The organism is Streptomyces hesseae (assembly GCF_031845785.1).
Lineage (GTDB): Bacteria > Actinomycetota > Actinomycetes > Streptomycetales > Streptomycetaceae > Streptomyces > Streptomyces hesseae.
The window spans coordinates 66857-90202 of record NZ_JAVRFI010000023.1; the positions used below are offsets into that span (position 1 = coordinate 66857).

The window sequence follows — 23346 nt, forward strand, 5'->3', positions numbered from 1 at the left end:
GCCAATCTTGGCTACGCAGCTTGCCGCCTTAGCTCAGTTGGCCAGAGCAACGCACTCGTAATGCGTAGGTCTCGGGTTCGAATCCCGAAGGCGGCTCCGGCAAAGGCCAGGTCACATAGTCCGTGACCTGGCCTTTTGTGTTGCCCGGAGCGTGACGCTTCACGCGGCCGGTCTGCCGCCGCCGGGCATCTTGTCGAGCAGTGCTCCACCGGGTCCTTCGCGGTCCGGTTGATCCACTTGGGCCGTGGGAGTGATCGTTCGCACTGGGGGTGCGCCTGAGCACTCGATCAACGCCCTTGCGCGGCACGATGGTGGGCCCGACGGCCCCGGAGCGGTCGCGTGCAGGGAGGCGGCTCATGCAGGTGGAGGGTGGAGATCCGGCGCGGGTGTTGCGGGCGCCACGGGCGGCGGGTGTGGCAGGGGTTCTGTTCGCGCTGCTGTTGGCCGCGGTCATCGTGCTGGTTCGTCTCGCGCTCCCTGGCCAGGCGAACGGTGCAGCCGCCGCGGTGGCCGATCCATCGCGCCGTGACGCTTTGCAGACGGCGCTTGCTCTGGTGCCGTTCGGCGGGGTGTTCTTCCTGTGGTTCATGGGTGCGGTACGCGATTACATCGGTGCGCGGGAGGACCGGTTCTTCGCCACGCTTTTCCTGGGCAGTGGGCTGCTGTTCGTCGCGATGCTGTTTGTGCTCTCGGCTTGGGCCGAGGGCTTGGTGGGGCCGGCCGGCGCCTCGCAGCCGGCGGCAGCGCCACAGGGCTGGGAGCTGGGACGGCATTTCACTTACACGATGCTGCTGGGTTACGGGATGCGTATGGCGGCGGTGTTCACCTTGTCCACTACGTCGATCGGGCGCGGCCTGGGTCTCTTTCCGCGCTGGCTCGGCTGGCTCGGGTTCCTCGTGGCGCTGGTGCTGCTCTTTGTCGTCACCAGCGTCCCGTGGTCCGAGCTGATCTTTCCGGCTTGGGTGCTGGTCGTGAGCAGCCGCGTTTTCTGGTTCTCGTTTCGGGGTCCGCGGGTGCCGAAGGCCGCGTGAGCCGGGTGGGTCGTTGGCCGGGCGCATCGGTGGATGCGGGCGGATCCTGGGTATGTGGGACGGCGAGCTACCGCGCATGAGGATGTGCCGAAGACGTCTGCCGGGGCACGGTCGGATTACGCCGGGGCTGTCTACGGCTCGATCCTCGCGGCGTCAGTGGTGACCACCGCCGGGACGCTCGGCCCGTTCCCTCACATCAAGTTGGTGCTGCTCCTGCTCATCACCGGTCTGGTCTTCTGGGCAGCGCACGTCTACGCGCGCCTCGTAGGAGAGCGGCTGTCGGGTCAACCCATGACCTGGGAGGAGGCCCGTCGGGTCGCCGCACGCGAATGGCCGATCGTCAAAGTGGCCGTTCCGCCCGCCGCCGTGGTGGCGATCGGCCCGCTGTTCGGCCTGGGGATGACGGGCACCACGTGGCTTGCACTGATCGTCGCTTTGGCCGAGCAGGTCTGCTGGGCAACCGTCCCGGTCGTACGGGGCGGTGCCACGGTACGCATGGTGCTGCTCAACGGTGCTGCCAATCTCCTGCTCGGAGTGGTCATCGTGCTGGCCAAGGCGGTACTCGAACACTGAGTCGCCGCCGGTACAAATCGCCGTCGGTACAAACAGCGCCGATCACCGAACGGCTGTCGCCGACGCGCGGCCGCCGCAACACGTGCCTAGCGTGGCTGGTGAGAGTGGCAATCCGTGCAGCGGGAGACGGTCCAGCCATGCCATCGCGGTTCGTTCCTTACCCGCCGGACCGGGTGCTGGAGCTGGACGACATCCAGGGCACCGTGCTGCGGCAGCGTCCCTCCCCCTTCGTGGGCGCCTACATTCTTCTGCGCATCGATGACGCGGCGGACGGTCGCCGAATGCTGCGCCTGCTGGCGCCACATGTGGCCTCGGCCGCCCGGTGGCAGGATCCCCCCGAGAGAGCATGGCTGAGCGTGGCACTGAGCTGCGCCGGGCTGCGGGCCCTGGGCGTACCGCAGGCATCGCTGGACAGCTTTCCCCTCGCCTTCCCGCCTTCCGCGAGGGGATGGCCGCCCGTGCGACACGGCTCGGAGACACCGGTGAAAGCGCCCCCGAGCACTGGGACGCCCCGCTGGGCAGTAGCGATGTCCACGTCGCGCTGTCGGTGTTCGCCCCGGACCGAGCCGCTCTCGATTCCGTGCTCGCCCCCGCCCGCCAAGCCCTGGACGCCCTGGACGGGGTATCGGTGATCTACCGGCTCGACGCCTGCCAGCTGCCCACCAAACGCACCCACCTTGGGTTCGTGGACGGCATCGGCGAACCCGACATCGAGGGCGCCGGCGTGGCCGGCATTCTTCAGCGGACGCGCACCGGCGAGTACGGCTACCTGCCGCCCTTCGGCCCGACCATCAAGGCCGGCGAGTTCCTCCTCGGTTGCACCAACCAGTTGGGGCAGCTCACCGAGCCCATGCCCCAACCCGGTGTCCTGGCCCGGAACGGCACCTATGTGGCCTTCCGCAAGCTGCACCTGCGCGTCGGCGCGTTCCGCCGCTATCTGAAGGACAACGCCTCCTCAGCCGAAGAAGAGGAACTGCTCGCGGCCAAGATGGTCGGCCGCTGGCCCAGCGGCGCACCCCTGGTACTCGCCCCCGAGCACGACGACGCCGCGATCGCCACGGACCCGCAACGCGCCAACGACTTCAACTACCGCCAGGAAGATCCCACCGGCCTGCGCTGCCCGCTCGGCTCCCACATCCGCAGGATGAACCCGCGCGACGCCCTGGAAGACGGCATCGTGGACGTGAGAATCCACCGGGCCCTGCGCCGGGGCGCCCCTTACGGCCCCATGCTCCCTGAAGGACAGCTGGAAGACGACGGCGTCGATCGCGGCATCGTCTTCATCTTCATGGGCACCGACCTGGTCAGGCAGTTCGAGTTCATCAAGTCCCAGTGGGCCGACGACGGCGACTTCGCCGGCCTGGGCACCGAGAAGGACCCACTGGTCGGAAACAACGACGGCACCGGCACGTTCACCATTCCCAAACGCCCCGTGCGCCGCCGACTCCACCAGCTTCCCCGCTTCGCCGTCACCAAGGGAGGCGAATACCTCTTCATGCCCGGAATCCGCGCCCTGAACTGGCTCGGCGACCTCGAAGACCGACCTGACACCAGCCGTACCCAACACGCCGTCAAATAAAAAGGAACACCGCCATGGCCCAGAACGCACCGAGCCGCCCGGGGCTGAAGCAGGGGAGGACGCACGAGTTCACCCTCTTCTTCAACGTCAAGCCCGGCCAGGGACAGCAGATCCGCGAGGTTTTCCAGCAGCCCGGGTTCGAGAAGCGGCGCGAGGAGATGAACACCCGCATCGGTACGCTGCACGACGCGAGGTGGGTGCTGTTCGACGACGACACCCGGCTCATGTTCGCCACGAACTTCGACGGTGACTGGGACGCCTACATCGACGACTTCTCAGCGACCCCAACATCAAGGATTACATCGTCGCCCACCAAGTCGCGGCCTGCTCCTACCTGCGCGCCATCCCGGAGGCCACGGTGAAGGACCTGCGGAAGGCTCTCCGGGTGCAGGAGGCATTCCAACGCCTTCTCGACGAAACAAGTTGATGCCCTTCGGCAGCGGTTCGCTCGGCGGCGGCGGACGGGAAAGCGCCCATTGGGCCGGAGTCGGGGCGGTCGGAGTGTTAAGGAAACATTAAACCGACCGACCCGTTTGTCTCGCCGTGGATGTCAGCCCGTCATGGAGGTCATCCACAGCGGTGTCACGGCCCGTGCGTCGCGCGGTGCGGTGACCCGGCTGAGCGAGGTGACCTGGGACGGCTCCGGGTTGAGGACCTCGCGCTGGAGCCGCTGGAGCTCGGGCGAGGGCTCCAGGCCCAGCTCGTCGTTGAGGATGCGGTAGAGGTTCTGGTAAGCCTGGAGCGCTTCCGCGCGGCGGCCCGAGCCGTGGAGGGCGGAGATCAGCTGGCCGTGGAACCACTCGTTGAGGGGGTAGGCGTGGACCAGCAGGCGCAGTTCGGGGATCGACTCGCGCTGCCGGCCGAGCTGGGTCTGGCCCTCTATGCGCAGCTCCAGCGCCCGGATGCGCAGCTCGTCGAGGTGGGCGATGGAGCCCGCGAGCAGGTCGCCGGAGGGGATGCTGGAGAGCACCGGGCCGCGCCAGAGTCCCAGGGCCTGGTTGAGGTGGTGGACGGCCGACTCGGGGTCGCCGTCCTGGAGTTCGGAGTGTCCCCGGGCTATCAGCTGCTCGAAGATCTTGATGTCGACCTCGGTGTCGTCGACCTGGATGACATAGCCCGGCGCGCGTGTCGCGAGGAGGGTCCGGCCGGCGGCGGCCAGGTCCTCACCGACGAACATGCGCCGGGCGTGGTAGATGTACGTCTGAAGCGTCGTGAGGGCACTGCGTGGTGGCTTCTGGCCCCAGAGTTCCTGGATCAGCGAGTCCGCCGTGACGATCTCGTTGGGCCGGGTCAGGAGAAGTGCCAGTGCCTGACAGACCTTCGGGGTGCTCGGTACGTAGGTCCGGCCGTCGTCCGCGACGATCTCGAACGGCCCGATGAGGTTGAACCTCACTGCGCACACTCCTGTTCCCGGCGCGACCGATGAACCCTGCGCCGATCACCTGAAAGGGTGATTCTGACAGTAGGCATGGCAGGTACGGATTCCTACCGAAGGGACCCAAGAGTGTCATGTTACCTAACGGTAGGTATTTTAATAAGGGGCTACTTTAATGACGCTCCGTCCGTTGTGCCCACCGGCCGGGCGGCCGGTGGGGTGCCCCGGGTGCCCCACTACTGAGGCTGGTTGCCGTGCTTGCGGGCGGGCAGGGCGGCGTGCTTGTTGCGCAGCATGGTGAGGGCCTCGATGAGCGTGGCGCGGGTGAGCGCCGGGTCGATGACGTCGTCGACGAGGCCGCGCTCGGCCGCGTAGTAAGGGTGCATCAGCTCGTCGCGGTACTCGGCGATCCGGGCCTGCCGGGTGGCCTCGGGGTCGTCGGAGGCGGCGATCTCGCGGCGGAAGACGACGTTGGCGGCGCCCTCCGCGCCCATGACGGCGATCTCGTTGATCGGCCAGGCCAGGGCGAGATCGGTGCCGATGGAGCGGGAGTCCATCACGATGTAGGCGCCGCCGTAGGCCTTGCGCAGCACCAGCGAGATGCGGGGCACGGTCGCGTTGCAGTACGCGTAGAGCAGCTTGGCGCCGTGGCGGATGACGCCGCCGTGCTCCTGGTCGACGCCGGGCAGGAAGCCGGGCACGTCGACGAGGGACACCAGCGGGATGTTGAAGGCGTCGCACAGCTGGACGAAGCGCGCGGCCTTTTCGGAGGACTCGATGTCCAGCACGCCCGCCAGCCGCTGCGGCTGGTTGGCGACGATGCCGGTGACCTGGCCGCCCATCCGGGTCAGGGCGCAGATGATGTTGGGCGCCCAGCGCTCGTGGACCTCGAAGTACTCGCCGTCGTCGACGATCTCCTCGATGACCGCCCGCATGTCGTACGCCTGGTTGGGGTCGGCCGGGACGAGGTCGAGCAGGGCGTCGTTGCGCCGGTCGACCGGGTCGTACACCGGCTCGGCGGGCGGCAGTTCGCGGTTGTTGGAGGGGAGCAGCGTCAGCAGGTGGCGCACGTCCTCCAGGGCGGACTCCTCGTCGTCGTAGGCGTTGTGCGCCACTCCGGAGGTCTCGGCGTGGACGTCCGCGCCGCCCAGCCCGTCCTGGGTGATCTTCTCGCCGGTGACCGCCTGGACGACGTCCGGGCCGGTGATGAACATCTGCGAGGTGCCGCGCACCATGAAGACGAAGTCGGTGAGCGCGGGGGAGTAGGCCGCGCCGCCCGCGCAGGGGCCCATGATGACGCTGATCTGCGGCAGCACACCGGAGTTGCGGACGTTGCGCTGGAAGATGCCGCCGTAGCCGGCGAGGGCGGTGACGCCCTCCTGGATGCGGGCGCCGGCGCCGTCGCACAGGCCCACGATGGGCGCGCCCGCCGTCTCGGCCAGGTCCATCAGCTTGTGGATCTTCTGGGCGTGGGCCTCGCCGAGGGCGCCGCCGAAGATGCGGAAGTCATGGGCGTAGGCGAAGACCGTACGGCCCTCGACCTTGCCCCAGCCGGTGATGACGCCGTCGGTGTAGGGCTTCTTGCCCTCCAGGCCGAAGCCGGTGGCGCGGTGGCGGCGGAAGGGCTCGGTCTCGGTGAAGCTGCCCTTGTCGAAGAGGAGTTCAAGGCGCTCGCGGGCGGTGAGCTTGCCCTTGGCCTTCTGGGCCTCGGTGGCCTTGGCGCTCGGTCCTTCGAGGACCCGAGTCCGGAGGTCCGCCAGCTCCGCGACGCGTCCGGTCATGTCCGCGGGGGCGGCGGGGGGCGCGGCGGCCGCCTCCGGGGACGGCCGGTCGCTGACGTTCAGCGGCTTATCCTCGACGATGCTCACGGGTGCCTCTCTCCGGTCGGGAACACGCGGGCGCGCCCTGGCTGCGGCCAAGGGCGCCCGGCGGTCCCAGCGTGGCGCCCGGCGCTTGAGGTCAGCTCGAACGGGCCTGGACCCGGAGGCGTGGCACCGGGTCTCCACCGGGCCTCGATCCGGTCTCGAGCCCCGCGAGCCCCGGCGACAGGGTGCTCCTCGACCCTCGCTCTAGGGGTTCCGCACAGTCTTGGGACGTGCTCACAGAGACGATTTCCCCCGACCTGTTCCGCGCCGCGCTCTCCCGCTGGGCCAGCGGCGTCACCGTGGTGACCACCACCGATGCCGACGGCCGGAGCCATGGGTTCACCGCCAGTGCGTTCTCCTCGGTCTCCCTGGACCCCGCACTCGTCCTGGTGTGCCTGGACAACCGGGCGAACTGCTTCGACGCCTTCGACCAGTCGGAGGGCTTTGTCATCCACCTGCTGGCCCAGGGCCAGGAGGGCCTGGCCGGCAAGTTCGCCAGCAAGGGCGCCGACAAGTTCGCGGGGACGGACGTGCGGCTCTCCGAGCGCGGGCTGCCGCTGCTGCCCGGCGCGCTGGCCCGGCTGGAGTGCCGCACCGAGCGGCGGATTCCCGGTGGCGACCACCTGATCCTCATCGGCGAGGTCCACCACGCCGACCAGGGCGACGGCGAGCCGCTCGTCTACTACCAGCGCGGCTTCCACGAGCTGATCCCGGCGGGGGCGTCGCTGGCCTGAGGCTCGTTCAGGCGGCCGTCCCGGTCGAATCGGACGGGACGGCCTCCGGCGTGCGCGTGGCCGGGAAGGCCTCGGTGCCTGCCATGACCACGGCGAGATGGGCGGCCGACGCGAGCGTCACATGCCGGTGCCAGCCCTGGAACGAGCGGCCCACGAAGTCCCGCATGCCCACCTGGTCGGCGATGCGCCGGGCGTCGCGGTCGGCGACGGCGGTCAGCCGGGTCAGCCTCAATAACGCCCCGATCGGCAGGTCGGTCGCGTCGGTGAGCCACAGCCGGGCCTGCCGGCGCTCGCCGCCGGCCCATTCGCCGATCAGCCGCATGGGCCGCCAGGGGGTGCCGTCCGGGAGCCCGGCGCGGTCGCGCCGGGGGCGGGGGAGCAGCACGGGAACGGTGGTGGCCACGGTGTCGCGGCGGTCGTCGCGGGTGAGGGTCCACTCGGTCGGGCGGCGCAGCCGCTTCACGGCCTCCAGCAGCTGCCCCGCGGTCGTCGTCCGCTCGCTGTAGCCCTGGAGGGCGGAGCCGTCGGCCCGCAGCCGGGTGGCCGCGTCGACGCGCATCAGCAGCGGGGCGCCCAGCGACTCCAGCCGGCGGGCGCACTCGGCGGCGTCCAGCCCGTCGACGTTCACCACGACGGGCACCCGGCCCGGTGACTCGCCGCCGGCCCGTGGCACCAGCTGGCTGACGCAGTCCTCTGGGGTGGCGGTGCGCACGGTGGCGGGGATGCCGGCGCCCCGGCGCCGCTCGGCGTCGGCCAGCCAGCTCTCGGTCAGCAGCAGCCGCCAGTCGACGGGCACGGCGTGCGCGCCGGAGACCAGCCAGGCCCCGTATGCCTGCTGACTGTTGACCGTCTGGCCCAGGTCGGGCAGGAAGCGCGGCTCGACCCCCACCGAGTGCACCCCCGCCTTGGGGATCACCGTGGGGCGTACGACCCAGGCCTGTGGCTCCAGGAGCCGCTCGGCGTGGCGCGCCAGGGCCTGGCGCACCGGCCGCCACTCCCAGGACGAGTCGCTGATGAAGTGGTGGACGCTCTGCCGGGCGGTGGCCCCGCCGATCTGCGCCGCGATGTTCCGCAGCGTCTTGCGCCCCTCGGCGGCCAGCAGGCCGCGTACGTACTGTTCGGCCCGGAGGCGCTGGTCGCTCCGCTGGAGCGACGCGAAGAGCGTGGTGCGCAGCTCCGCCAGCACCTGTTCCGGCGCCCGGTCGCCCAGGACTGGACGGCTCGAGTCCGTTCCCATCATTCCCCCCACTGCGATGGCCGGACGGCCGACCTCCGAAGCATGTTGATCCGCTGTGCGTGTTGGTTATGCGTAACGGGCCTGGTACGAGCAGGCGGATATCCCCCCAGCCCGGGACTTGTCACTCCTCGGGCTGACTACTGTAAATAAACCATACGAACGGTTTCACCGGGTGAAGGTTTGGCCAATGGTCAGGGTCCGTTCGGCTCACCCCCCTGGTGAGCTGGTGGGACCCCGTCCGTCGGCCGCCGGGCTCAGGCCCCGGCCGGGTCGCCCTCGCCGCCCTCGTCGGGGCGGACCGCCTCGAACAGCCGCAACGGGCGGTCCGGCGCGACGTCGAGCCGCGCCAGGACGGCCGGAACGGCGATGTTCGGCAGCAGCATCTGGTACATCAGGGAGATCTCGTGCACCAGGGCGTCGCCCCGGGTGTGGGGGACCTCCTCGGCGATCAGCTGGACGCCCGTCCAGGCGCCCACGAGGAAGCGCGAGGTCTCGTACGGGTCGACGTGGGACAGCAGTTCGCCCCGGGCCTTGGCCTCGGTCAGCAGCTCGGCGCCGACCGTGATCCACTCCGGCCACTTGGTGCCGAACAGCTTCCGCGCCCGCTGGTCGACCGACAGCCGCAGGGCGGCCCGCAGCAGGGGCTCCCTGGGCATGCGGTGGGCGAGCAGCAGGGAGGTGTCGGCCAGCTCCTGGAGCTTGAACTGCTGTGGCAGCACGCCGTCCGTGGTCACCGCCATGTCCAGGACGCCGCGTGCCAGGTCTTCCTTGGAGCTGAAATGGAAGTAGAGGGCGCCCCTGGTCACCTCGGCCCGGGCCAGGATCTGGGAAATGGTGGCCGCTTCATAGCCGCACTCGTCGAAGACGATTCCGGCGGCTTCCAGAATCACTTGACGGGTCCGCTTGGCGCGCTCCTGCTGTGCCACGGAAACCCCCTCCTTCTGTTCGGCTACCCCAGGGTTGATTTGTACCAATGGGTAGGTATCCTCGGCGCGAGTGCCCGCCCAGGCTCAATCCCACGCATCGGCGACCCAGGGGGGATCATGTCCGTAACGGTGCAGCAATCCTGCACGCTGGAGCCCGGAATTCCGAAATCGGCCGGGGCTTCGGAGGCGGCAACCGTACCGTCCCCCCGGTCTCCCGCCGAACAGGGCGTGGAACCGCGCGGCGGACCTGCCGCCGGGCCGGTCGTCCCGCCTGGCCGCAAGAGAATCGCCAAGGAACTGGTCCACCTCCACGACGAGGCCTCCGTCCTCGTGGTGGACTGGGTGCGCCGGGGCCCGGCGGAATTCACGCTCACGGTGGAGTGGCCCGCCTCGGCGGCCGGCGCCCGGCCCGATCCGGAACTTGCCGCGCATACCCTCCGGCAGTGCGGACTGGCTATTTCGCACGCCGAGTTCGGTGTTCCGCTCGACCATCAGTCGCTCTTGCGGAAGCTGGACTTCAGCATTGCGCCGACGGCCCGGCCGGAAGGAAATGATCCACTCCTTCTCAGCGTCGATCTGCGGTGTTCACCGGAGAATGCCCGCGATGCCCGAGGGCATGGTTGCGAGGCCATGGATTTCACGGTCCGAGCCGGTGCGCGGACCATCATCCGGGCCCGGTCGCTCGCCACCTGGATTTCCCCGGGCGTCTACCGCCGGCTGCGCGGCGCCCACCTCTCGCCGCGCTGGGGCGACTGGGAGATACCCGCGCCGGTGGCCCCTTCGGCCGTCGGGCGCTCCCGGGCCGGCGAGGTCGTTCTGGCCGCCACCGGCGCCCCGGATCGCTGGCTGCTGCGCAATGACCCGGACAACAAGGAGATGTTCGACCACCCCGTCGACCATGTGCCCGGACTGGGCCTCTTCACCGCCGCGTGCCAGGCGGCCCGGGCCGCCCGGACGGCGGCCTCGGCCGGGGACCTCCCGGCGGGCACGGTCGATGTGACGATGGCCTACAGCCGGTACGTCGAGTTCGACGCGCCCTGTTTCCTGGAGACGACGGAGACGGCAGGGACGGCGGAGACGGCATTCGCCGCGGAGAGCGTCGAGGTCACCGGGGTGCAGGAGGGCGAGGTCGCCTTCCGGATAGGGCTGCGGCGCGGAGCCGGCTCCCTCACTGATTGACGAAGCCGCCGTCCACCGGCATCACCACGCCGGTGAGGAACGGCGAGCGGTCGCTGAGCAGCCAGGCGGCCGCCTCGGCGATCTCCTCCGGGGCCGCGGTGCGGCCCTGCGGGGTCATGCCGTTCACCGCCTCCTCCAGGCCCGGGTTGCGGTCGAACCAGTCGGCCGTGATCTCGCTGCGCGTGGTGCCCGGGGCGACGGCGTTGACCCGGATCCCCTGCTTCGCGTACTCGTCGGCCGCGGCCCGAGTCAGCCCGACGACCGCGTGCTTGGCGGCCACGTAGGGCGCGGCGGCCGGGATGGCGACGAGCCCCGCGACGCTGCTGTTGTTGACGATCGCACCGCCGTCGCCGGTCGCCAGCATGGCGGATATCTCATGGCGCAGGCAGTTCCAGACGCCCCGGACGTTGATGTCCATGATCGTGTCGTAGGCGTCGTCGCCCATCAGATGCATCGGGGTGCGGTCGCCGCCGATGCCGGCGTTGTTGAAGGCGGCGTCCAGGCGGCCGTACCGCTCGACGGCGAACTCGACCGCGCGACGGGCGTCCTCGGGGCGGGTGACGTCCGTGACGACGTACGAGGCCTCGTGGCCCTGCTCGCGGAGCTCGGCGGCGAGGGCGGCGAGGCGGTCCTCACGGCGGGCCGCGAGGACGACGCGGGCGCCCTCTCGGGCGAAGACGCGGGCGGCGGCGGCGCCGATGCCGCTGCTGGCGCCGGTGACGAGGGTCACCTTGTGGGGGAGGAGGGAGTTCTGGCTGGTCATGGTGGGGAGTTTGCCAGCCCTTGGGTTCTTTCCCCGAGTCCTGGGGGCGGCACCCCCCAGGAACCCCGCGTTCGCAAACGCCGGAGGGGCTGAACGATCAGCCCCGCCGGCGCCTCTTACGGACTCAGCCCACCGGAACCGGCGGGAAGTGGCCCTCCTCCACGAAGAAGCCGACGTACTTCTCGAAGAGCTCGCGCGTCAGCTCCGGGCAGCTGATGCCGCTGCCCTCCAGCGCGGCCTCCGTCTCCTCCACGCCGATCGGCGGGTAGAAGGCGTCGGTGTCCGACGTCATCATCTCGAAGGCGTGGAGCAGCGGGTACAGGGCGTTGTCCCGGTCCGCCCGGACGGACTCGCTCCACTCGTCCCAGGCGCGCTCGCCCAGCGGGTAGCCCAGGTCGCGCAGGTAGGCGACGCAGGTGCCCAGGGAGAGCGAGCTCTGGTTGAAGAGGTGGAATGTGCCGCCGGCGCTCTTCTCCTGCCGGGAGATGCCCACGATCGCGGCGCTCACATAGTCCACCGGCAGCAGGTGGAAGCGGCCCCCGCTGGTCGTGGGCACCGAACCGGCCTGGAGCAGGCCCTTGAGGCTGAGCCAGACGAAGTCCGCCGTCTGGCAGGCGCCGTTCTCCTGGTCGCCGGAGATCACGTCGACGCGGTAGACCGAGACCGGCAGACCGCGGTCGCGGGCCACGCCGATGAGCTGCTCCGCCACCCACTTGCTCTGGAGGTAGCCGCTCGGCAGCGCCTCGGCGGGGCCGGTCGGGTCGGTGACCTTCAGCGGGACGCCCTCCTCGCGCACGCCGTCGAAGACGCCGACGGTCGAGACGTAGTGGACGGGCACCGTGCGGTGCCGGGCGGCCAGCCGCAGGACCTCCTCCGTGCCCAGGACGTTGGACGCCTTGAGCGAGGCGTACGGGTGGAGCCAGTGGACGCGGGCGCCGTTGTGGTAGACCACGTCGACCTCGCGGGCGAGGGCGTCGAAGTCCTCCGGGGCGAGGCCCAGGCCCGGCTCGGCGAGGTCGCCGAGGACGATCGCCAGCCGCGCGGGGTCGACCTCGTCCCAGACCCGGTAGTACTCCATGTTGGCGCGCAGCCGCTCCAGGGCGGCGGCCTCGTCCGTGCCGCGCACCAGGCAGTGGATCCGGCCCGTGGTGGTCCGCATCAGATCGCGCAGCAGGAACGCGCCGAGGAAGCCGGTGGCGCCGGTGAGCAGGATCTCCTTCGGGTCGGCCACGACGCGTACGACCTCGTCCGCCGGGCGGATGTCCTCGGCGAGGACGAGCTCCGCGGCGAAGTCCACGCTCCCGGCCGCCGAGGTGTCGCCTGCGGCCAGTGCTTCGGTCAGCAGGAACGCGGCCAGGCCCTCCGGCGTGGGGTGGTCGAAGACCACCGTCGCCGGCAGCTTGACGCCGGTGGCGGCGCCCAGCCGGTTGCGCAGCTCGACCGAGGTGAGCGAGTCGAAGCCGAGGGAGGGGAAGGGCTGCGAGATGTCGATGCCGGTGCCCCCGGAGTGCCCGAGCACCCCGGCGATCTCGGCGGTGACCAGCTCCAGCACGGCCTGCCGCTGCCCGTCCGCGTCCAGCCCGGCGAGCCGCTCGGCCAGCGAGCCGTCCACCACGTCGGAGTTGCGGGCGGCGCGCCGCGCCGGGGTGCGCACCAGGGCGCCGAGCACGGTGGGCGCCTGGGCCGGCTGGGCCCGCAGCGGGGTGAGGTCGAGCGGGGTGGCGACCAGGGCCGCGTCCCCGAGCTCCAGGGCCAGGTCCAGCAGCGCGGTGCCCTGGACGGCGGTGACCGGGCGGAAGCCGCTGCGGGCGATCCGCTTGAGGTCGGTGTCGTCCAGGTGGCCGCTCATACCGGCCTCCTGCTCCCACAGGCCCCAGGCGAGGGAGGTGGCGGGCAGGCCGTTGGCCCTGCGGTGCTCGGCGAGGGCGTCCAGGAAGACGTTGGCCGCCGCGTAGTTGGACTGGCCGGGGCCGCCGACTATGCCGGCGATGGAGGAGAAGAGGACGAAGGCGGAGAGGCCGTCGCCCGGGAGGTCCTTCGTCAGCTCGTGGAGGTGCCAGGCCGCGTCGACCTTGGGGCGGAGGACGGCGGCGAGGCGTTCGGGGGTGAGGGAGGTGATCAGGCCGTCGTCGAGGACGCCGGCGGTGTGGATGACGGCGGTGAGGGGGTGCTTGGCCGGGATGCCGGCGATTAGGTCCGCGAGTGCCTCGCGGTCGGTTACGTCGCAGGCGGCGACGGTCACGGCGTCGGCGCCGAGTGCCTTCAGCTCGGCGGTCAGCTCCTCCGTGCCGGGGGCGGCGGGGCCGCGGCGGCTGGTGAGGAGGAGGTGGCGGACGCCGTGGTTCACCACCAGGTGGCGGGCGAAGAGGGCGCCGAGGGAGCCGGTGCCGCCCGTTATGAGCACGGTGCCGTGCGGGTCCAGGGGTGCGTTTGCAGCTGCGGGCCGGTGGTCGGGTTGTGCCCACCCGTCCCGCCCTGCGGGACGATTGCCCACAACCACCGTTCTCGCCAGGCGCGGCACTCGCAGTTCGTTGCCCCGCAGGGCCAGTTGGGGCTCGCCCGAGAGTGCGGCCGTTGCCAGTACGGCGTGGTCCGGGGTGGCCGTGTCCGCGTCCAGAAGCACGAAGCGGCCCGCGTGTTCCGACTGGGCCGAGCGCAGGAGGCCCCAGACGGTCGCGGCCGCCAGGTCGGTGACGTCCTCGCCGGTGGTCGTCGCCATCGCGCCGGACGTGACGACCGTCAGCGGGATGTCCGTCAGCCGCTCCTCGGCCAGCCATTCCTGGACCAGGCCCAGCGCGCGCAGCGCCGTGGCGTGGACGCTCGCCGGGACGTCGTCCGTGGGCTCGGCGGTCAGGGGCAGCAGCACGGTGTCGTAGCGCTCGCCGGCCGCCACCGCCGTCGCGACGGCGGCCACGTCGGCGAACCCGTCGGGGTCCAGGACCGCGTACGAAGGGGCGGCGTCCCGCGCGGGGGGCGCGACCGGCGTCCAGTCCATGCGGAACAGCGCGTCGTGCGGGCGGGCCAGGGCGCCGGTGATGGCGGCGGCCGTGACCGGGCGGGTGCGCAGGGCCTCGACGGAGGCGACGGGCCGGCCGGAGAGATCCGCCAGCCGGAGCGACAGCGCGCCGTCGGCGGCCGGCGCGATCCGCACGCGCAGGGCGGTGGCGCCCGTGGCGTGGAGCCGTACGCCCTGCCAGCGGTCCGCGAGGGCGCCGGCGGGGGCGGCCGCGTGGAGGGCCGCGTCCAGGAGCGCCGGGTGGAGGGCGAAACCGTCGAGGTCGGTGCCCTCGGGCAGCCGGACCTCGGCGAAGGTCTCCTCGCCGTGGCGCCAGGCGGCGGTCAGGCCCCGGAACGCCGGGCCGTACGTCAGCCCGGCGGCGGCCAGCCGCTCGTACGCCTCCTCGGAAGAGAGTTCCTCGGCGCCGTGGGGCGGCCAGGCGGTGAGCTCGAAGGGCTCGTCCGCGAAGCCGGAGCCGGTGGCGGTCAGCGTGCCGTGGGCGTGGCGGGTCCACGGCACGTCCAGGCCGTCGGGCCGGGCGTGGACGGTGACCGTCCGGCGGCCCTCGGCGTCGGCGGCGCCGACGTGGGCCTGGAGCTGGACCTCGCCCTTGTCGGGCACGGCCAGCGGGGCGTCCAGCGCGAGGTCCGCCAGGACGCTCGCGCCCAGCTCGTCACCGGCGCGGATCGCCAGTTCGGCCAGGGCGGCGGGCGGCACGACGGCCGTGCCCAGGACGCGGTGCTCGCCGAGCCAGCAGTGGGTGCGCAGCGAGATCCGGCCGGCGAACAGGGCCTCGTCGGCGCCCGCGACGGGCAGTGCCGCGCCCAGCAGCGGGTGCCCGGCGACGGCCAGGCCGAGCCCGGCGGCGTCGGCGGCCCGTGCCGCCGACTCCACCCAGAAGCGCCGGTGCTGGAAGGCGTACGTGGGCAGGTCCACCCGGCGTGCGCCGGTGCCCTCGAAGAACGCCCGCCAGTCCAGCGACGTCCCGTGGTTGTGCAGCCGGCCGAGGCCCTCCACGAGGGCGGCGGGCTCGGGGCGGCCGCGGCGCAGCAGCGCCACCGCCGCGCCGGGCTCGACCGTGTCCTGGACGAGCGCGGTCAGCACTCCGCCGGGGCCGGCCTCCACGAACGTGGTCACGCCGTGCGCGGCGAGGGCGCGGACGGCGTCCGCGAACCGCACGGCCTCGCGGACGTGGCGCACCCAGTAGTCGGGCGAGGTCAGTTCCTCGGCGGTGGCGAGGGTGCCCGTGAGGCCGGAGACGACCGGGATCGTGGGCGGGTGGTAGGTGAGGCTCTCGGCGACCTTGCGGAAGAGCGGCAGCATGGGCTGCATGTGCGGGGAGTGGAAGGCGTGGCTGACGGTGAGCCGCTTGGTCTTGCGGCCCTGCTCCTTCAGCCGTGCCGCGATCTCCTCGGCCGCGTCCGCGTCACCGGCGATGACGACGGCGGAGGGGCCGTTGACGGCGGCGACGGTCACCTCGTCCTCGCGGCCCGCGAGGAGCGGAAGGACCTCGTCCTCGGTGGCCTGGACGGCGATCATCGCGCCACCGGAGGGCAGTTCCTGCATCAACCGGCCGCGTGCGGCGACGAGCTTGGCGGCGTCCTCCAGGGAGAGCACCCCGGCCACATGGGCGGCGGCGATCTCACCGATGGAGTGGCCCGCCAGGTAGTCGGGGCGCAGACCCCAGGACTCGACGAGGCGGTAGAGGGCGACCTCGACGGCGAACAGCGCGGGCTGGGTGTAACCGGTGTCGTCCAGGCCGGTACCGGAGGCGATCACCTCACGGATCGGCCGCTCCAGCAGCGGGTCCAGGACGGCGGCCACCGCGTCGAAGGCCTCGGCGAAGACGGGGTACGCCGTGTACAGCTCCTGGCCCATGCCGGGGTGCTGGGCGCCCTGGCCGGTGAAGAGCACACCGGTCTTGCCCTTGCCGCGCGCGCCCTGGACGACGTACGGGCTCTGCCCGCCCTCGGCGAGGGCGGTGAGGCCCGCCCGGAGTTCGTCCGCGTCGGCGCCGGTGACGACGGCCCGCTGTTCCAGGGCGGAACGGGTCGTGGCCAGCGAATACGCCACGTCGAGCGGCGACTTCGAGGCGGCGGCGTCCAGCAGTCGGCGGGCCTGCTCGCGCAGCGCCTCGGCGCTCTTCGCGGACAGCAGCCACGGCAGGACGGGCCGGACGGCCGGCTCGGCGGCCGGCGCGACGGGCTCCTCGGCGGGGGCCTGCTCCAGGATCAGGTGGGCGTTGGTGCCGCTGACGCCGAAGGCGGAGACGGCGGCCCGGCGCGGCCGGTCGGCCTCGGGCCACGGCCGCGCCTCGGTGAGCAGCTCGACGGCCCCGGACTCCCAGTCGACCATGGGCGTGGGCTCATCGACATGGAGCGTCCGGGGCAGCAGCCCGTGCTCCATCGCCTGGATCATCTTGATGACGCCGCCGACGCCCGCCGCGGCCACGGTGTGGCCGATGTTGGACTTCAGGGAGCCGAGGTAGAGCGGGCGGTCCTCGGGGCGGTCCTGGCCGTAGGTGGCGAGCAGCGCCTGCGCCTCGATGGGGTCGCCGAGGCGGGTGCCGGTGCCGTGCGCCTCGACGACGTCGACGTCGGCCGTGGACAGCCGGGCGTTGGCGAGCGCCTGCCGGATCACCCGCTCCTGGGAGGGGCCGTTGGGCGCGGTCAGGCCGTTGGACGCGCCGTCCTGGTTGACGGCGGAACCGCGGATCACCGCGAGGACCTTGTGGCCGTTCTTCCGCGCGTCCGACAGCTTCTCGACGAGGACGAGGCCGACGCCCTCGGACCAGGACGTGCCGTCGGCGGCCGACGCGAAGGACTTGATGCGGCCGTCGGGGGCGAGGCCGCTCTGCCGGGAGAAGTCGACGAAGCCGCCCGGGGTGGCCGTGATCGTCGAGCCGCCGGCCAGCGCCAGCGTCGACTCGCCCTGCCGCACCGACTGCACGGCCAGGTGGAGGGCGACCAGCGAGGACGAGCAGGCCGTGTCCACGGACAGCGCCGGGCCCTCGAAGCCGAAGGTGTAGGCGATCCGGCCGGAGGCCACGGAGTTGAGCTTGCTGGTCAGCAAGTAGCCCTCGAACTCCTCGGGCCCGTCGAGCCCGAGGTAGCTCTGCTCGATGACGCCCGCGAAGACGCCGACCTGGCTGCCGCGCAGCCCGGCCGGGTCGATGCCGGCCTGCTCGAAGGTCTCCCACGCGGTCTCCAGCAGCACCCGCTGCTGGGGGTCCATCGCCTGCGCCTCGCGCGGGGAGATCCCGAAGAAGCCCGCGTCGAACTGGGCGGCGTCGTCGAGGAAGCCGCCCTCACGGGTGTAGGAGGTGCCGGGGGTGGCCGGGTCCGGGTCGTAGAGCCGCTCCAGGTCCCAGCCGCGGTCGGCGGGGAACGGCGAGATGCCGTCCACGCCGCCCTCGACCATCCGCCACAGGTCCTCCGGCGAACGCACCCCGCCGGGGAACCGGCAGGCCATGCCGACGATGGCGACGGGCTCCTGGGTGCCCGCCTCCAGCTCGGCCAGGCGCGCCCGCGCCTTCTTCAGATCGGCCGTCACCCATTTGAGGTACTCGACCAGCTTCTCTTCATTGGAGGGTTGATTGGTCATGCTGAATCTCTCCTGGAGATACGGAAGTCGGTGAGTGCCCTCAGCCGGAGGAGCGGCCGAGCTCGTTGTCGATGAAGCTGAAGATGTCCTCGGCCGAGGCCGACTCCAGCTGGTCGGTGACGTCCTCCTCCGCGACCGCCGCCGTGGACTCGTTGAGCTTGGCGAGCAGCGTCTGGAGGCGTACGGAGACGGAGGCGCGGGCCGGGTCGTCGGAGGCCAGGCCGGGCAGCAGCGCCTCCAGCTTGTCCAGGCCCGCCAGCACCGGGTGCGGCGCCTCGGCGCCGTCCGGGACCAGCTGCCGGAGGAGGAACGCGGCGAGCGCGGCGGAGGTGGGGTGGTCGAAGACCAGCGTCGCGGGCAGCCGGGTGCCGGCGGCCACGGTGAGCCGGTTGCGCAGCTCCACGGCCGTCAGCGAGTCGAAGCCCAGGTCCGAGAAGGCCCGTTCGGGCTCGATGCCCGCCGGGTCCGCGTGGCCCAGCACGGCCGCGACGGCGGTGCGCACCAGGTCCAGTACGGCCGCCTCCCGCTCCGGGACGGCGAGCTCCACCAGCCGGTCGGCCAGCGACTCGGTCTGCTCGGACTGCGACTGCGCGGTGCGCCGGGGCGTCGCCGGGCTCACCAGGGCGCGCAGCAGCGCGGGGATGCGCTCCTGGGCGCGTACGGCCGCCGCGCCTACGGGGGTGCCGACCAGGGCCGCGCTGTCGTGGGCGAGGGCCCGGTCGAACAGCGAGTGGCCCTCGGGGCGGGCGATGGGCCGGAAGCCGTCGCGGGCGAACCGGTTGAGGTCGGCCTCGTCCAGGTCCTTGTTGATGCCGCCGGGCACCGACCACAGGCCCCAGGCGAGCGAGGTGCCGGGCAGGCCGTTGGCCCTGCGGTGCTCGGCGAGCGCGTCCAGGAAGGCGTTGGCGGAGGCGTAGTTGGCCTGGCCCGGGCCGCCGAGGACGCCGACGGCCGACGAGAACAGCACGAACGCGGTGAGGTCCATCTCCTTCGTCAGCTCGTGGAGGTGCCAGGCCGCGTCCACCTTGGGGCGGAGGACGGCCGAGAGCCGCTCGGAGGTGAGGGTGGGCAGCAGGCCGTTGTCGAGGACGCCGGCGGTGTGCACGACACCGGTCAGCGGGTGCTCGGCGGGGATGGCCGCCAGGAGCTCCGCGAGGGCCTCGCGGTCGGCGACGTCGCAGGCGGCGACGGTGACCTCGGCGCCCAGCGACTGGAGGTCGGTGACGACCTCGGTCAGCCCCTCGGTCGCCGCCCCGCCGCGGCTGGCGAGCAGCACCCGCGAGATGCCGTGCTCGGCCACCAGGTGGCGGGCGAACACCGCGCCCAGGGCGCCGGTGCCGGTGATCAGTACGGTGCCGTCGGGCTTCCACTCCGGGCGCTTCGGCTTGAACTCCGGCGCGAGGAGGCGCTGGAGCCTCGGCAGGAGCGCCTTGCCGCCGCGCACGGCGGCCTGCGGCTCGCCGGAGGCGACGAGCGCCGCCAGCAGCTCGGGGGTGTGGCTGCCGTCGGTGTCGACGACCACGAGGCGGTCGGGGGCCTCGGACTGGGCGGTGCGGATGAGGCCCCACAGGGCGGCCGCGGTGAGGTCGGCGACGTCCTCGCCGGAGGTGGCGGCGACGCCGCGCTGGGTGAGGACGACCAGCGGGGTGCCCGCCAGGTGGTCCTCCGCGAGCCACTGCTGGAGCAGTTCCAGGGTGCGGGCCGTCTCGGTGTGGACCGCTGCGGGCAGTTCGGCACCGCCGGGCTGCGCCGTCGTGACCGGCGCCAGGACCGCGTCCACCGGAGTGCCCGACTGCACCGCCGTGGCCACCTGGGACGGGTCCAGGAAGCGCTGGGCGTCCAGGTCCTCCGCCGTGTCGCCGAGCGCGCCCCACAGGGGGGTCTCGTCCGCCGGGGCGAGCTGGGCCGGGACCCAGTCGACGCGCAGCAGGGAGTCGCGGCCGGTGCTGTCGACGTGCGGGGTGAACTGGCCGTTGGGCACGTCGCGGAAGACGATCGACTCGACGGTGGCGACCAGCTCGCCCGCCGTGTCGGTCAGCTCCATCGCGACGCTGTTCGCGTCGAGCTCGGTCACCTTCGCCTTGACGGCCGTGGCGCCCGTGGCGTGCAGCCGGACGCCGTACCAGTCGGCGGGCACCGGGATGGTGCCGTTGGCCGGGTCGGCGGGGCGGACGGGGACGGCCGCGTTCAGCAGCACGGGGTGGAGACCGTAGCGGCCCGCCTCCTCGTGGAGCTCCTCCGGGAGCTGGAACTCGATCGTCTTGCCCTCGCCCTCCGGGCGCGCGGCGGGCTCGGCGGTCTCCGGCAGGTAGTAGCCCTCGACGTGCATGGTCCAGGGCCCGTCGGAGGAGTCCGGCCGCGAGTACAGGCACAGGCAGCGGCGCTCGGAGTCGTCGTGGGTGCCCGCGCGCACCTGGAGCTGGAGGGTGCCGTCCTCGGGCAGCACCAGCGGCACCATGAGGTTGAGCTCGTCGATGACCGGGTAGCCGATCATGTCACCGGCGTGGATGGCCAGTTCGACGAGAGCGGAGGCCGGTAGCACCGGCGAGCCGAGCACGATGTGGTCGGCGAGCCAGGGGTGGGTCTTCAGCGACAGACGGCTGGCGAACAGCAGTTGGTTGGCGCCGGCCACGGTGATCGGCGAGCCGAGCACCGGGTGCTGCTTGCCGTCGGTGCCCGCGGCCACGCCGAACGGGTCGGTGGCGGTCCGCAACTGCTCCAGCCAGAAGCGCTGGTGCTGGAAGGCGTACGTGGGCAGGTCCACCCGGTGCGCGCCGGTGCCGGCGAACACGGAGGCCCAGTTCACGGCCGTGCCCCGGGTGTGCAGCCGGCCGAGCGCGGCCAGCGTGGTGACCGCCTCCGGGCGGCCGGCGCGCAGCGCGGGCACGGCGGCGACGGCGTCCGTGAGGGCCGTGGCGGCCATGGCTGTCAGCACCGGGTCGGGGCCCAGCTCCAGCAGCGTGGTGACGCCCTCGGCCTCCAGCACGCGGACGGCGTCCACGAACCGGACGGCGCCGCGCACCTGCCGCACCCAGTAGTCCGGGGTGCGCAGGTCGTCGCCGGTGGCGATCTGCCCGGTGAGGGTGGAGACGACGAGGATCTCCGGCGCGCGGTAGGTCAGGCCCGCCGCGACCGCCCGGAACTCCTCCAGCATCCCGTCCATGTGCGGGGAGTGGAAGGCGTGGCTGACGGTGAGCCGCTTGGTCTTGCGGCCCTGCTCCTTCAGCCGCGCCGCGACCGCCTCGGCCGCGTCCGCGTCACCGGAGACCACCACGGCGTCCGGGCCGTTGACCGCCGCGATCGCGAGCCGGTCCTCCAGGCCCGTCAGCAGCGGCAGCACCTCGTCCTCGGCGGCCTGCACGGCGATCATCGCGCCGCCGCCGGGCAGCGCCTGCATCAGCTTCGCCCGCGCCGCGACGAGCTTCGCCGCGTCCGCCAGCGAGAGGACGCCGGCCACGTGGGCGGCCGTCAGCTCGCCGATGGAGTGCCCGGCGAGGAAGTCGGGCCGTACGCCCCAGGACTCGACGAGGCGGTAGAGGGCGACCTCGACGGCGAACAGCGCGGGCTGGGTCCAGCCGGTGTCGTCCAGACCGGCACCGGAGGCGATCACCTCACGGACCGGGCGCCCCAGCAGCGGGTCCAGCTCGGCGGCCACCGCGTCGAAGGCCTCGGCGAAGACCGGGAACGCCGCGTACAGCTCCTGGCCCATGCCGGCGCGCTGGGCGCCCTGGCCGGTGAAGAGGAAGCCCGTCCGGCCGCCGCCGCGCACATCGGCGACGACGCCCGCGCCGGGCTCGCCCTCGGCCAGGGAACGCAGGCCCGCGACGAGCTCCGCGCGGCCGGTGCCGGTGACCACCGCGCGGTGCTCCAGCGCCGAACGGCCCGTGGCCAGCGAGAAGCCGATGTCCGTGGCGGACGCGTCGGGGTTCGCCTCGACGCGGTCCAGGAGCCGGCGGGCCTGCGCGCGCAGCGCGTCGGCCGTGTGACCGGACACCGGCCAGGGCACGGCGGGCAGTTCGGTCGTCACGACGGGCGCCTCGGGGAGCGCGGCGGCCGGGGCCGTGTCCTCGCCCTGCTCGCCGTCCTCGGCGGGCGCCTCGGGGGTCGCCTGCTCGATGATGACGTGCGCGTTGGTGCCGCCGAAGCCGAACGAGGAGACGGCGGCACGGCGCGGCCGGTCCGTCTCCGGCCACTTGCGCTCCTCGGTGAGGAGCTCGATCGCGCCCGCCTCCCAGTCGACGTGCGAGGACCGCTCGCCGAGGTGGAGGGTGCGGGGCAGCATCCCGTGGTCGATGGCCTGGACCATCTTGATGACACCGCCCACACCGGCCGCCGCCTGGGCGTGGCCGATGTTGGACTTCAGCGAACCCAGGTAGAGCGGGCGGTCCTCGGGGCGGTCCTGGCCGTAGGTGGCCAGCAGCGCCTGCGCCTCGATCGGGTCGCCCAGCGTCGTACCGGTGCCGTGGGCCTCGACGGCGTCGACGTCCGACGGCTTCAGGCCCGCGCTGGCCAGCGCCTGGCGGATGACGCGCTCCTGGGCCGGGCCGTTGGGCGCGGTCAGGCCGTTGGAGGCACCGTCCTGGTTGACGGCCGAGCCGCGCAGCACGGCCAGCACGTGGTGGCCGTTCTTCCGGGCGTCGGAGAGCCGCTCGACGAGGAGGAGGCCCACGCCCTCGGCCCAGCCGGTGCCGTCGGCGGACGCCGCGAAGGACTTGCAGCGGCCGTCGGCGGCCAGGCCGCGCAGCCGGGAGAACTCGATGAACGCCACCGGCGTGGACATCACGGTCGCGCCGCCGGCGAGCGCCAGGTCGCATTCGCCGCGCCGCAGCGCGCCCGCCGCCAGGTGCAGGGTGACCAGCGAGGACGAGCAGGCGGTGTCCACGGTCACGGCCGGGCCTTCCAGCCCGTAGCTGTAGGCGAGCCGCCCGGAGGCGATGGAGCCCGCGCTGCCGCTGAACAGATAGCCCTCGAAGCCCTCCGGGGGCAGGTTCGGCCGGGAGCCGTAGTCGTTGTACATCACGCCGGTGAAGACACCGGTGCGGCTGCCCTTGAGGGTGGCCGGGTCGATGCCGGCCCGCTCGAAGGCCTCCCACGCGGTCTCCAGCAGCAGCCGCTGCTGCGGGTCGGCGGCGAGCGCCTCGCGCGGCGACATCCCGAAGAACGCCGGGTCGAAGAGGTCGGCGTCGTGGAGGAAGCCGCCCTCGCGGGAGTACGACTTGCCGACCTGCTCCGGGTCCGGGTCGTAGAGGCCGTCCACGTCCCAGCCGCGGTTGGCGGGGAACTCGGAGACGGCGTCGACGCCGTCCTCGACTAGCTTCCACAGGTCCTCGGGCGAGGTCACCCCGCCCGGGTAGCGGCAGGCCATGCCCACGATGGCGATGGGCTCCTGGTCCTTGCTCTCCACTTCGCGCAGGCGCTTGCGGGCGTCCCGGGCGTCGGCGATGGCCCGCTTGAGGTATTCGCGGAGTTTTACCTCGTCAGCC

Annotated in this window: 11 protein-coding genes, 1 tRNA gene and 2 pseudogenes; 7 read left to right on the forward strand and 7 right to left on the reverse strand. The window is 72.4% G+C overall.

What is annotated here, in order from left to right; genetic code table 11:
- The first annotated feature begins 22 nt into the window (after positions 1-22).
- The 5 genes from RM609_RS27505 (at position 23) to RM609_RS27525 (ending at position 3545) form a co-directional block, all read left to right on the forward strand.
- Positions 23-96: transfer RNA gene (locus RM609_RS27505), tRNA-Thr, on the forward strand.
- A gap of 260 nt (positions 97-356) precedes the next feature.
- Complete coding sequence (locus RM609_RS27510) at positions 357-1031, forward strand: hypothetical protein (protein ID WP_311614272.1); 675 nt, start codon at positions 357-359, stop codon at positions 1029-1031.
- Positions 1032-1187: 156 nt separating this feature from the next.
- Positions 1188-1604, forward strand: coding sequence for a hypothetical protein (locus RM609_RS27515; protein ID WP_311614273.1), 417 nt, complete (start codon positions 1188-1190; stop codon positions 1602-1604).
- A gap of 448 nt (positions 1605-2052) precedes the next feature.
- Positions 2053-3183 carry a Dyp-type peroxidase gene (locus RM609_RS27520; RefSeq protein ID WP_311614274.1) on the forward strand — a complete coding sequence of 377 codons (1131 nt, stop codon included), beginning with the start codon at positions 2053-2055 and terminating at the stop codon, positions 3181-3183.
- 14 nt (positions 3184-3197) lie between these two features.
- On the forward strand, positions 3198-3545 hold the full coding sequence (locus tag RM609_RS27525; RefSeq protein WP_311614275.1) for a hypothetical protein: 348 nt from the start codon (positions 3198-3200) through the stop codon (positions 3543-3545).
- 188 nt (positions 3546-3733) lie between these two features.
- On the opposite strand, the gene RM609_RS27530 is transcribed toward RM609_RS27525, so the two are convergent.
- Positions 3734-4576 carry an AfsR/SARP family transcriptional regulator gene (locus RM609_RS27530; protein ID WP_311614276.1) on the reverse strand — a complete coding sequence of 281 codons (843 nt, stop codon included), beginning with the start codon at positions 4574-4576 and terminating at the stop codon, positions 3734-3736.
- Between the two features lie 218 nt (positions 4577-4794).
- Entirely contained in the window at positions 4795-6339 is a 1545-nt protein-coding gene (locus RM609_RS27535) for an acyl-CoA carboxylase subunit beta (RefSeq protein WP_311614299.1), read from the reverse strand.
- Positions 6340-6653: 314 nt separating this feature from the next.
- Here RM609_RS27535 and RM609_RS27540 point away from each other — a divergent pair, with 314 nt between their 5' ends.
- Positions 6654-7157: a flavin reductase family protein gene (locus RM609_RS27540; protein WP_311614277.1), complete on the forward strand. Its 504-nt coding sequence runs from the start codon at positions 6654-6656 to the stop codon at positions 7155-7157.
- Between the two features lie 7 nt (positions 7158-7164).
- Here RM609_RS27540 and RM609_RS27545 read toward each other — a convergent pair whose 3' ends face one another.
- Both RM609_RS27545 and RM609_RS27550 read right to left on the reverse strand, forming a co-directional pair.
- Entirely contained in the window at positions 7165-8394 is a 1230-nt protein-coding gene (locus RM609_RS27545; RefSeq protein ID WP_311614278.1) for an IS701 family transposase, read from the reverse strand.
- A 254-nt stretch (positions 8395-8648) separates the two neighbouring features.
- Complete coding sequence (locus RM609_RS27550) at positions 8649-9320, reverse strand: ScbR family autoregulator-binding transcription factor (RefSeq protein WP_311614279.1); 672 nt, start codon at positions 9318-9320, stop codon at positions 8649-8651.
- Positions 9321-9437: 117 nt separating this feature from the next.
- Between RM609_RS27550 and RM609_RS27555 the strand changes: the two genes are divergently transcribed.
- Positions 9438-10499, forward strand: a complete 1062-nt coding sequence (locus RM609_RS27555; protein WP_311614280.1) for a ScbA/BarX family gamma-butyrolactone biosynthesis protein — start codon at positions 9438-9440, stop codon at positions 10497-10499.
- Here RM609_RS27555 and RM609_RS27560 read toward each other — a convergent pair.
- The 3 genes and pseudogenes from RM609_RS27560 to RM609_RS27570 form a co-directional block, all read right to left on the reverse strand.
- Positions 10489-11262, reverse strand: a complete 774-nt coding sequence (locus tag RM609_RS27560; RefSeq protein WP_311614281.1) for a glucose 1-dehydrogenase — start codon at positions 11260-11262, stop codon at positions 10489-10491. The two genes, RM609_RS27555 and RM609_RS27560, sit on opposite strands and share 11 nt — an antisense overlap.
- 124 nt (positions 11263-11386) lie before the next feature.
- Positions 11387-17848 (reverse strand): annotated as a pseudogene (locus tag RM609_RS27565) (type I polyketide synthase); the annotation flags it as partial.
- Between the two features lie 55 nt (positions 17849-17903).
- Positions 17904-23342 (reverse strand): annotated as a pseudogene (locus RM609_RS27570) (type I polyketide synthase); the annotation flags it as partial.
- Positions 23343-23346: the final 4 nt, after the last annotated feature.